This is a genomic window from Prosthecobacter algae (genome assembly GCF_039542385.1).
In the GTDB taxonomy this organism is placed as follows: domain Bacteria; phylum Verrucomicrobiota; class Verrucomicrobiia; order Verrucomicrobiales; family Verrucomicrobiaceae; genus Prosthecobacter; species Prosthecobacter algae.
The window spans coordinates 797090-808619 of the sequence record NZ_BAABIA010000002.1 but is presented as its reverse complement, the minus strand read 5'-3'; the positions used below and the strand labels follow the sequence as shown (position 1 = coordinate 808619).

Genomic DNA, 11530 nt, shown 5'->3' with positions numbered 1-11530 from the left:
GCCAAGCGACTGATAATGAGGATGATTGGCAGCCCATGAGTATTGGTCAAGCTGCGGCTGATTCCTTCATTCGTGGCTCGGTGAGCAGGTCTGGTCCTGAACTTATTCTGGCCACGAAACCCTATGCCGTGGACAGCACTGCCAGGAGCTGGTGGTATATTCTTTCCACGACGGTGCTGCTGGCCGCTGCTGTAGCCGGCACCCTGCTCGCGCCGCATCCGCTGTTGAAGCTGGGTGCCAGTGTTTTGTCTGGGCTGCTGCTGCTGCGCATGTTCGTCATCTATCATGATCAGCAGCACCATGCCATCCTGCCGAAGTCGAAGGCGGCGGAGGGGTTCATGTGGGTTTTTGGCATCCTGTCGCTGAGCCCGAGCAGCATCTGGCGTGCCTCGCACAATCATCACCACAATCACAATTCGAAGATCAAAGGCTCCCACATCGGCTCCTTTCCCATCATGACGCGGGAGCACTTTGAGAAGGCCCGCAAGCCTGCGCGCTGGCTCTATCTTTTCATGCGGCATCCGCTGACGATCCTGTTTGGCTACCTCACGGTTTTCCTGCACGGCATGTGCCTCCGCCCTTTTGCCATGAAGCCGCGGGAGCACTGGGATTGTTTTATCTCCCTTTTGGTCCATGCGTGCATCGCTGGCTTCCTGATCCGTTTTGCGGGCTGGCAGGCTTGGTTGCTCACGCAGATCCTCCCGCACTTCATCGCCAGCGCCATCGGCTCATACTTCTTTTATGCACAGCATAATTTCCCGGACGTGGCCTTCTACGACAAGTCTGGCTGGACTTATGACCGCGCGGCGCTGGAGTCCAGCAGCTACCTGAAGATGGGGCCGGTGATGGCGTGGTTCTCGGCAAACATCGGCTATCACCACATTCATCATCTGAATGCGCGCATTCCCTTTTACCGTCTCCCTGAGGTGCTCCAGGCCATCCCCGAACTGCGGAATCCAAAAGTCACGACGCTGAACCCCCTCGAGATCTACCGCTGTCTGCGTCTGAAGGTCTGGGATGTGAAACAGCAGAAGATGGTGGCTCTGAATGACCCGGAGCTGGGGTAACCGAATGTCCGGAGGATGTTCTTCACACCGCCGTTGATTCCTCCACCGCGCGTGGTGGTTGGCGGTTTTTGGTTTTCCAGCGGTCATGCACCCAGAACCAGTTGGCAGGATCGCGGCGCACGCCCGCTTCCAACGCGGCGTTGATGTCGCGCATCAGATCTTCGACGCCTCGCCGCTTGCCGTTTTCCTCCATGCGAAGGGGCTCGCCAACTTCCAAAACCCACTGGCCCAGGCCGACGCGGTAACAGATCGGCACAAAGATGACGCACTTGTAGCGCATCGCGAGGATGACGGGCGCGCGTGTGGTCCACGCGTAGTAACCGAGGAACGGCAGCTCAATACCGCCGCTGCGATCCGCCTGATCACTGGCCAAAATGAGTAGCTTGCCCCCCTCCGCCATCGCGCGCTTCAGATCATCTGCACCGGTGCGGCGATCCACCAGAATGTTACCCGAGACGGTGCGCATCCGGTAAACAAGCTGATCCAGCTTCGGCGGGCGGATACCGCGATACGTGGCCACTGCCTGATACCCGGGAATCAACGCGGACATTCGGTTGGCCAGCTCGAAATTGCCGAAGTGGCCGCCAGTGAATACGCGGTTCACCAGCCGCCCCTCCGCGTCCACAGCTCGTACCGCTTCGGCACCTTTGACGGAAAAGACTTTGAGCAATTCGGCATCGTTCATGACCATGCTTTTCATCGCGCAGCCATAGACTTCGCCGAGCCTGCGGAAATTTTCTTTGGCGATGGCGCGAATTTCCGTCGGGGACTTTTCGTGGCCAAAGCACATCGTCAGATTCTTCAACGCCACCCGGCGATGGCGTGCATCCAGCCAGAAAGCCAGCGCGCCCCCACAGCGGCCCATGCGCGCCACCCAGCGGATCGGCAAGGCCTGAATGAAGGCCAGGAAGGTGCGAGCGAGGAGGTAGAGAAAATGTTCCATTATGAGGCGACCGAGGCCACAGTGGCTGTAACCGTGCGGCTCGCACAGGTCAATCGTCCCATTCATTCGTGGGCGAGCTGCCGTGAGAGCGGACTTTCCCGGCTGTCCTGGGGGAACTGCGGTAACCCTCCATGGTGAAAATCTTTTCGGCGGGTCATGCGCCGCCCGGAAAAGGCGGGAATCGGATTTTCTGATGAACGCCATTCGCCATGACGATTGGCCGGATGCGTGGAATCGTGGATGAGTGGTGGCGGGTCCCAACCGGCCTGCCTGCTGTCCCTGCCAGACACCCTTTCATCCCACTCTTCTACCGCCATGGAACTTTATCAACTCCGCACCTTTCTTGCCGTCGCCGATGAAGGAAACCTCACCCGTGCGGCGGAAAAGATGTTCACCAGCCAGCCGGCCGTCACCGCCCAGGTGCGGGCGCTGGAGGGCGAGCTGGGCATCCGACTTTTTGACCGCAGTCCCAAGGGCATGCGGCTCACCCAGGGAGGTGAGGCTCTGCGCGACCAGGCCCGGCTCATCGTGGATGCCGCCCGGGATTTCAAGCATAGTGCGGAACACCTGCGCGGCACGGTGACGGGGGAAATGGTGCTGGGCATCAACAACCGGCCCGAGTTTCTGCGCCTGATGGATGTGCTGAAAGACCTCACGGAGGCCCACCCAGACCTGCGGTATGAGCTGGTGGATGGCAGCAGCGGCGTCATCCTCCAGGGGCTGGAGGAGGGCACGGTGGCCATCGGCTTTTTCGAAGGCCAGCATGAGACTCCCAAGCTTACCGTTCATCCTCTGGATGTCATTGAGCTGTGCCTCGCCTGCCCGCAGGCCTGGGCGGAGGAGTTGGCCTCGCCGGACTGGAACCTCCTGCAAAAGAAACCGTGGATCTTTGCCTCGCCGATGTGCAGTTACTTCCGCGCTATCCAGAACATCTGCGAGCAGCAGGGGCTGGACATCACTCCCCGTTTCCGAGTGAACGAGTGCGTGACCGTGCTGAATCTGGTGGCGGAAGGCCTGGGCATGACCCTCACGGCCAAGCATCTGATCAACGTGCCACCTTTCAAAGGCCGGATACTCGCCCTGCCGCATTTCCGCGCCGTGGTGACTCTGAACATCGCCTACCTCACCGAGCGGGAAAACGACCCCACCATCATCGCCGTGCGGGATGCCGTGCTGCGCGCCTGGAACAAGGAGCTGCCCGTCACCGGCACGCGCAGCGGCATCTCCCTGCCATCCCGGAGGATCACCGGATGAATGCCAAAACTTTCCCAGCTCCCCTGGGCTACACCGTCATGAGATCTGTCCCCGACCGCCTCGCCAGCCGACGTCTGCGGCTGGCCGAGGGGCAGCTCTTCGCCCGCGACCTCGCCCCCGGTGAGGTCATTGAGGTGACCCTGAGCCGTGGTGCCCTCTGGCTGACTCTGGAAGGCGACCCGACGGACCACGTTCTTCAGGCAGGGCATCGCGCGTCTTTCGTCGGCGGAGGAAAACTCGTCCTGGAATCTCTGGCGGGGACTGCAGAATTCAGTTGGGAGGCCGCCTAGTAGGAGCCTGGAAGATGGGCGCTAGCCGCAGGGGCGATGGGCGTTATTCTTTGCGTGTCGTGAATTTGCAACGTGAGCTGCACGCTGAATATGCCCGCTACTGCCCTCGGCTTCATGTTCCAGGCCGACATCTTTGAGACAGTGCTCCGCAAGGTATTGGGCCGCTTACACGCCCTCTCCCCGAGGAGCGTCTTATTGACGCGGAAGAAAGTAGCCGGTGATGCTGGCCTTATCACGCACACAAATTTGGATGTGATCCAGCCTGCGGATACCTGCTGTCGGATAAAGTGCCTCTCCTTCGGTAAAGAAAGCGCGCACGGTGTTAAAACGAGGCTGACTCTCATTGTCACTGAACTGGTGCAGAGATTCGAAAACTGCACAGTCCAGCTTCCTCAGGCTCATCTCTCTGCCTGCATTGATCGGAGGATCTTTTTCGATTTCAGCAAACAATTGAAGCATTCGATCATGGGCATCTTTAACCAAATCAAGGTATTCAACTTGGATGAGATCTAGGCAATGGCCCAGGTCAATCACAGCACCTAGGACACCGGGATTTTTGATTCGATTTTGTGGACGCTTTGATTTGGATTGTTCCGTGGCCCAACGAAGGGCTCTTTCGTAACCATCTTCCCAAAAATATAAACCGTGGCCTAGCCAATCATAATCGTTTTGGCTCGGCCTAAGCTCGTCTTTACCAGCGGCAATTTTGCCCGCGGTTTCGGCATCGCAACCGTGATACCCAAGGATGTAGCGGCTCCACGGCATTGCCCAATATCAGCGATAGGATTTGGCTAGCTTGCCTTTCTTCGTCAAAATGCCTGCGCTGACCAAAAAAGCTTTAGCTGTTTTTTTGGATTTCGACGCATCATTGAAAGCCGCCTGAAGCGCTTTGCGCTCATCCTGCACCACGATTGAGATATTCGTGCTGCTATCTGCAATGGGGCTGATTGCTTTCGCCATGACCAAATAATAAGCCTAAATGGCCCAACGGGCGAATGGAAAAATTAGCCGCACTCTCTTGCTTCCACTCACTAAAAACCCCTGGAAGGACGCAGTGCCTTCCAGGGGTTTTAATCAGGTCTAAGATGTTAGACCTACTTCATCGGATGCTGCTTCAGCAGCTCTTCGGTCGTGTAGAACTGCACGCGGCCCACATTGGCATCGCGGATGGCTTTGACCTGGGCGGGCTGGATAGGGTCGGCTTTATTGCCGAAGCTGTTGCGCACAAAGGTGAGCACGGCAGCCATTTCATCGTCCTTCAGCATCCCGGCAAAGGGAGTCATCGGCACCTGGCCATCGTACTTTTTACCATTGATTTCAAGCGGGCCCATGAGGCCATACATGGCCAGTTTGATGAGGCGATCCGAGTCGCCTGTCACCCAGGGGCTTTTCTCCAGGGAGGGGAATGCGGGGTCTAGTCCTTTACCGCTGGGCTGGTGGCAGGTCACGCAGTGGCCTTCGCGGAAGTACACTTTCTGGCCCGCCAGATACTGGGCTTTACCTTCGGCACTGAGGTGCGCAGGGGCAGCCAGTTCAGGATGATCGGCCACTTCTTTTTCCGCCACGCCAGCGAGGCGGTCGGTCGCGGTTTTGGCGGCGTTTTGGCTCCACACATCCAGGGGCTTGGCCGCACCGATGGCGACGATCTTTTTCGCCGCTGCGATGTCTGGCAGCCACGAGGCGGCCACGATGGCCTCCAGGCGCACACGACCATGCTCATCTGCGGCTGCTTTTTCCAGCAGCGCGGCGTGATCGGCAATGCGGTGGTGATTGTACCGGAGCACACGCACCGCAGCAGCGCGGGCGTGGAAGTCTTTGGCATTCAAAAGCTGGCGAAGCAGACTTTCATCCGCTTCGTTCATTCCCCAGGTGGTCCACAGAGCCTCCAGCACATGGTGCTCATACTGGGCATCGTTTTTATCCAAAGCAGCCACCCAGGTTTTCACAGCCGGCAGCACTTCACTGGTCGGATGGTTACGCAGCTCACGACGGGTGCGGTAGCGGGTGCGCAGCTCAGGCTCTTTCAGGTTATTGAGCAGGGCGGTCACGCTGGCACCTTCCACCGGCACGGGCTTCACCAGCGGACGGCTAGGATAAGTGATGCGGTAGATGCGGCCATGCACGTGGTCGCGCAGGGGATCACGGGCATTGTGCTGCATGTGGCCGACGAGGACATTGTGCCAGTCGATGACATACAAAGAACCATCTGGAGCGAACTCGAGATCCACGGGGCGGAAATTGCCATCCGTGCTCTTCAGCAGGTCATGGCGGAAGGTGGTCTTCCAACCTGTGCTGTCATCCACGATTTGATGCTGCTTGATGCCCAGGAAGCCGATGGCGTTGCAAAGGATGAGGTCTCCCTGCACTTCATCGGGGAAATGGCGGGAAGAGACGACTTCCAGACCGGAGGTGGGGCGCACTTTTTGCCCTTCAGGCACCAGGTCCGGAGTGGAGGGCGTCTTGCTGCCAAAGGTGGGTTTCACCGAGACGGGCAGCATCCAGTTCATGCTGGTGCCGGAGGTGTGCAGGAAGAAATCCTGGCCCCAGGCATCAAACACCGCGCCCCAGGGATTCGGGATGCTGAGCTGCGCGGTACGCTCCAGGTGACCACGCTGCGGGCTGTAGCGGAAGAAGCCGCCATCCACACAGCGGACGGGGCCATAAGGAGTCTCCACATTGGAGTGCAGGAAGACGCCCTCGCACAGGATGAAAGCACCGCTGGGATCCGCCGTGTACGCGCTGATGGCGTGGTGCGTATCATGCGTGTCAAAGCCGCCCAGGATGATCTCCGTGCTGTCGGCCTTGTCATCGCCATTCGTGTCGCGAATCAATACCAGGTTAGGCTCCTGCGAGACATAGACACCTTCCGGCGCAAATTCAAAACCGATGGGCAGGTGCAGCTTATCGGCGAACACGGTTTCCTTGTCGGCTTTGCCATCGCCATTGGTGTCTTCATAGATGAGGATCTTGTCATCTGGCAGCGCATCGCCGGGGCGATAGTGCGGGTAGGTGGGCATCGTGGCCACCCAGAGACGACCTTTGTCATCAAAGGAAAGCTGCATCGGGTTCGCCAGATTTGGGAACTCCTTCTCGCTGGCAAAAAGCTCCACCTTGTAACCTTCCGGCACGGTCAGGGACTTCACCGCCTCTTCGCCATACAGATACTTCGTGCTGCCGTTTTTCACGCTCGGCTGGTAGTTCGTCGGCACCTCGGGCAGCTTGTGGGTCTTGCTGTCATCTACGGCCAGATCGGCTTTTTTCGCCGCTGCCACTTCATGGATCAGAGTATCCCGCAGGGCAGCCATCTCACGGGTCTTTTTCACTTCGTCCGGGTAGTTCTGCGGACCGAAGGGATTGTAACGCTGGCCATGCGTATGCACGCCGTTGACCAGGTTGTAGTCATTGTTCCAAAACCAATCTTTCTGCTTCACGGCCTCATGCACCAGCGCCGGATCGGCTTTGGAAACGCGGGACTGCTGCCCGTAAAGACCCGTGGCTAGAATCTCGGCGATCTGCTGGTAACCTGCATCCGTGGGTACAAAACCACCCGTGTTGAAGGGCACCTTCGCCTTCGCATACAGGGCTTTGGTTGGAGAGAAAAGATCAATGAAGGTGAGGCCATTCTTCTTCGCCACGGTTTCCACCGCTGCCGAATAGAGGATCAGATTGGCGTTCTCCTTTTCGCCATTCGGCAAATCACGAGTGGCGGACTGGTTTTCAAAAGCGATGGGGGAGACCAGCACCACGCGCGGGGCGGCCTTGCCATTGTAGGCCTTGCTCAGGGTGTGCTTCACCCAGGCATCGAGTTCAGCTTCGAAGTTGCCCACCTTGCTCGGGCCGTCGAAGGATTCATTGTAGCCAAAGAAGGCCACGATGGTATCCGCCTGCAAATGAGTCAGCCACTGGTCCGGTGTGGAGAAGAAACCTTTGCCATGATGCACCTGCTTGTCTGGGTGGAACTTTTCAGCCCCAGGGAAAGCCCACTGTGAAACGCGGGAAGGATGTGGGCGGAAGCCTGGGGTATCCCCCACATGGCCCATGTTGCGGAAAAACAGCTCCTCGCTGGGGTAGCGCAGGTGCAGCTCAGTCTCGATCCGGCTGTAATAGACATCGCGCTCGGCTAGACCATTGCCGATGAGCACGATGCGCTCACCCTGGGCTGGTGGGGCCACCTTTTGCGCTCGGGCAGCGGTGGCTGCTACTGGCTCTGCCGAAGGCGCATGGGGAGGAATTTCGGCTGCAGCCGCAGGTTTTTTCTCTTCCTTCTTCTTCGGCTGTGCTTTGGCCAGGCCCGTGGCGGGACTCTTGCCCAGCGCATAGTCGGCAGGCTTGCGGTTCAGCTTCTTGTAATGGTCACCGCTGTTGTTGCCATAAAAAGTCGGCTCAAAGGCATCCACGTAGGCCACATCCGCCTTTTCAGGCACCTTGGCACCCACCAGATGATAGGCCGCATTCACCACCAGACGGCGCAGATCTTCATCGGCGAAATCCACGGAGGCCCCCAGCGTGGTGCAGAAGGCCTGCCCCTTGGCCGTGCCATTCGGTGCCGTGTACTCGCGAAGCCAGGCCAGCGGCATCATGGGGCTGTTTTTTGGCCCAGAGATCGCCTTCGAGGTCGGCTCCATCGTCTCCGTCACCGCGCCACGCAGCAGGATCTTCGCGGCCTTTTCATCCAGATTGGCAATGCCATACACATCCGTCGTCGCAAAGATTTCACCCACGCCGCGCAGCACTTCATTCGAGCTGTTCGCGGCCTCCACGATGCCACGGGTGCCTTCGACCTTGTGTTTGCCGTGATGATTGACCCACTTTTCCCCGAGGATCTTCAGGCCAAATTCGCCCCATTTAAAGTCACCCGTCTTCGCACTGCCGGTGAAAGCATGCGTCGCTGTCCGGAAGCCGATCACCGGCTTGCCCGAATTCAGGAAAGCCTCAAAAGGCGCGAGTTGGTCATCTGGCAACTGACGAAAGCGAGTGCCGATGATCAGCAAATCCGCCGAAGCCAGGGCCTCTGTGCCAGGCAGGTTTTTCTGGAAGTTCGGGTCAATGTAGCCCCCGTCCGGATTGATCGAAAACAGCACCGTGCAGTCAAAGCCGTGCTTCTGACTGAGGATCTTCGCCAGCATGGGGCAAGTCTCCTCCGTGCGATACTCTTCATCCCCGGCAACCAGGACAATCTTTTTGCCATTCGCGGTTCCCGGCTTGGCCGGCAGATGCAGCCAATCCGCGCCGAGCGCGGTGGAGGCGATGAATACAAAGGTAAGAAGGGTGGACTTCATGATCGGAAATCAGGCAGGGACGGATATACCGCACCAGCCCGGAAAACCGGACAAAGTTTTTTACAAGTCGGTGATTTTGTTGGGCCACTAAGCCCCGATGTTGCGAAGCGTCCCGGAGTGCGGCGGCAGAGAAGCCGGAGCCGTGAGGCTTCGGCGACGCCGCTTTCGAGCGCACCCCAATGTCCCGCAAGCTCTGCTGGTGTATTGCCTTTAGGCGAATCTGGAAAGACTCGACCCACCTCTCTCAGCGCCCTCAAGCAAGGCAGGAGCGAAGCATCCAGGCCATCTTTTCGTGTTCCTCCAGCAGACCGACCAGAAAGTCATTGCTGCCGTCATCGCCCAGTTCTTCGCATCGCGGGGCGTCTTCACGGATCTGGCGGATGACCTGTTCGTGATCCTGTAGCAGCAGCTTGAGGAATTCGGCCGAGCTTTTCAGCTCTCCTTTCCCCTCTTTCAGACGGGTGGCCGCCAGAAGCTCCTTCATGGAGCCCAGCGCCGGATTGGCCAAGGAACGGATGCGTTCGGCGATGTCATCAATGAAACCCTCCAGCTTGCCGTACTGCTCCTCAAAGAAGACATGCATGGCATGGAAGTCAGGGCCCACGACATTCCAATGGGCGTTGCGGGTCTTGGTGTAGAGTACAAACTCATCTGCCAGGAGCTTGGCCAGAAGGGTGGAAACCTCTTTGCGGTTCTTGTCTGAAATGCCGATGTTGGTTTTCATAAGACTAATGACTGAAGCAGCGAATTCCTAAAGCAGAAAACGCCCACTAAGAGTACGATTTCGCCTTGGATAGTGGATGCCTGGTGGGAGACCCCTAGTTTTCCAACTCATGAGCTCAAGGTTTGGAACCGATGACCTGAACTGGAGCCGAGAGTCGGATTTGAACCGACGACCTGATGATTACAAATTGTTTTATTGAATGTTTGCTCCTGATCCCTTATGTTATCTGGTGAGCACGAAGAAACAAGCATCCACAAGGGATAAACGACCAAAGAAGGACATCAGTTCGGATCAAAACAGCACAGGTAAGATCTCAAAAACTGCACAGAAAATGCACAGCTATCCCAAGGGGGATGTGCGGCATTGGCAGGAGCGAGTGAGGAAGGTGGATTCTCCTGATTACAGCGTTCAGATAGCCCATCAGGGACAGCGGCATCGATTCCCGCTTGGTTCCCCCATCAAGGAAGCCGCCGCCAAAAAGGCACTGAACATTTATCAAATGCTTCGTAGCAACGGCTGGGAGGAAGCACTGTTAAAATTCAAGCCAGCGTCGGCGTCACCAGTTAAGGGGGCGACAGTGGGCGATCTGTTGTCAGCGGTGACGGAGTTGTCAAATGTGAGAGTAACGACGTTGCGGAGCTATGTCGCCACATTCAGACGCATCGTAGCCGACGTGGAAGGGATTGAAGCCACAGCTGGCCGCTTTGCTCGCTGCGGCGACAGTCGTAGCACGTGGCTCACCAACGTGGATGCCGTGGCGCTGGCAAAGCTCACTCCTGATCGGATTGAGGCTTGGAAGCTCCGCTACGTCAGCAGCCGGGCAGGCAGAGATGAAACCAAAGCGCGCTCTGCTCGCAACAGTGCAAATTCGCTCATCCGCATGGGGAAGGGCCTTTTTGCAAAACGTCTTTTGCGTCTGGTCACCAATCGTGTTGTGCTGCCTTCCCCACTCCCCTTTGACGGAGTGGACCTCTTCCCACGCCAGTCAATGCGCTACGTCTCAACCATGAATGTCGAATCTCTCCTCTCTGTTGCACGCAACGAGCTGGCAATTGAAGACCCCGAAGCATTCAAGGCATTTTTGCTAGGCCTATTTGCTGGGCTGCGGCGGAACGAAGCAGACAAGCTTCGTTGGGAATCAGTGGACCTCGACGCAGGTTTGATCCGAGTAGAATCTCAAAGCGATTTTGCGCCGAAGGCCGAAACTAGTTTGGGTGAAGTGCCGATAGATGCTGAAGTGACGGAGGTCTTAAAGAAGCTTAGAGCGAGCGACCCAAGCGCCATTTATGTCATGGCTGCCGATCCCCCCAAACGGAAATTCAAAGTGCCGCGACCTGTACAGACGACCGAGGCAGCGGAACCTACGTGGAGTAAATACAGGGCGAATCAAAGCTTCACACGCCTCGTCACATGGTTGCGCAAACACGGCGTCAAGGCCCGCACACCTCTGCACACGTTGAGGAAAGAAGCTGGCTCACAGATCGCCGCAAAAGACGGGCTGTTGGATGCTTCCCGGTTCTTGCGCCATGCCGACGTTGCCATCACGGCGCAACACTATGTGGCCCAAAAGAAACGCGTTACGGTCGGCCTCGGATCATTACTCGCCACCAATACTGACAATCACCAACACTTGACTAAGCCACGCCTGAAATCACAAAAGCCGAAGTCGAGTAGAAAGTCAGGTAAGCGAGGGATTTGATGCTTTGATTGAAAAATTGAAATCAATGATGACAAAATTCCTACCCAGAGAAAAACAATTTATAAAACACAAAATAATTTTCACTGCCAGTGGCCCTTCTCTCACTGGAAGCAGATTTATGTACAAAATTTCCACGACTCTCTCATTGAAATTTTATACCTGACCGTAGCGATGGCTTTAGCGGAGACGCGTGGGACAAGCCCCTCAATTTTGTAGCAATTGGCGTACTTTGATCGCTTCCCCTCGGCCCGCTTCAACACGTGCTTTACCCTGT

Annotated in this window: 9 protein-coding genes; 4 read left to right on the top strand and 5 right to left on the bottom strand. The window is 57.2% G+C overall.

All coding sequences use genetic code 11. From position 1 onward, the window contains the following. Positions 1-35: 35 nt before the first annotated feature. A complete protein-coding gene (locus ABEB25_RS06655; protein WP_345735604.1) occupies positions 36-1067 on the top strand; it encodes a fatty acid desaturase family protein in 1032 nt (343 codons plus the stop codon). A 22-nt stretch (positions 1068-1089) separates the two neighbouring features. Here the strand turns inward: ABEB25_RS06655 and ABEB25_RS06650 are convergent, their stop codons facing one another. Further along, complete coding sequence (locus ABEB25_RS06650; RefSeq protein WP_345735603.1) at positions 1090-2076, bottom strand: lysophospholipid acyltransferase family protein; 987 nt, start codon at positions 2074-2076, stop codon at positions 1090-1092. Between the two features lie 249 nt (positions 2077-2325). On the opposite strand from ABEB25_RS06650, the gene ABEB25_RS06645 reads away from it, so the two are divergent. Together ABEB25_RS06645 and ABEB25_RS06640 are read left to right on the top strand one after the other, a co-directional pair. After that, positions 2326-3264, top strand: a complete 939-nt coding sequence (locus ABEB25_RS06645) for a LysR family transcriptional regulator (RefSeq protein WP_345735602.1) — start codon at positions 2326-2328, stop codon at positions 3262-3264. Next, positions 3261-3554 carry a DUF2917 domain-containing protein gene (locus tag ABEB25_RS06640; protein WP_345735601.1) on the top strand — a complete coding sequence of 98 codons (294 nt, stop codon included), beginning with the start codon at positions 3261-3263 and terminating at the stop codon, positions 3552-3554. Before ABEB25_RS06645 ends, ABEB25_RS06640 begins: the two co-directional genes overlap by 4 nt. Positions 3555-3746: 192 nt before the next feature. On the opposite strand, the gene ABEB25_RS06635 is transcribed toward ABEB25_RS06640, so the two are convergent. From ABEB25_RS06635 to ABEB25_RS06620, 4 genes are all read right to left on the bottom strand, one after another. Then, a complete protein-coding gene (locus ABEB25_RS06635) occupies positions 3747-4319 on the bottom strand; it encodes a hypothetical protein (RefSeq protein WP_345735600.1) in 573 nt (190 codons plus the stop codon). A gap of 9 nt (positions 4320-4328) precedes the next feature. After that, the gene (locus ABEB25_RS06630) at positions 4329-4514 is read right to left on the bottom strand and encodes a hypothetical protein (RefSeq protein ID WP_345735599.1); all 186 of its coding nucleotides are present in this window, start codon (positions 4512-4514) and stop codon (positions 4329-4331) included. Between the two features lie 134 nt (positions 4515-4648). After that, positions 4649-8833, bottom strand: a complete 4185-nt coding sequence (locus tag ABEB25_RS06625; RefSeq protein WP_345735598.1) for a PVC-type heme-binding CxxCH protein — start codon at positions 8831-8833, stop codon at positions 4649-4651. A gap of 253 nt (positions 8834-9086) precedes the next feature. Then, positions 9087-9557, bottom strand: coding sequence for a Dps family protein (locus tag ABEB25_RS06620; protein ID WP_345735597.1), 471 nt, complete (start codon positions 9555-9557; stop codon positions 9087-9089). 199 nt (positions 9558-9756) lie between these two features. On the opposite strand from ABEB25_RS06620, the gene ABEB25_RS06615 reads away from it, so the two are divergent. Beyond that, entirely contained in the window at positions 9757-11256 is a 1500-nt protein-coding gene (locus ABEB25_RS06615) for a tyrosine-type recombinase/integrase (RefSeq protein WP_345735596.1), read from the top strand. Positions 11257-11530: the final 274 nt, after the last annotated feature.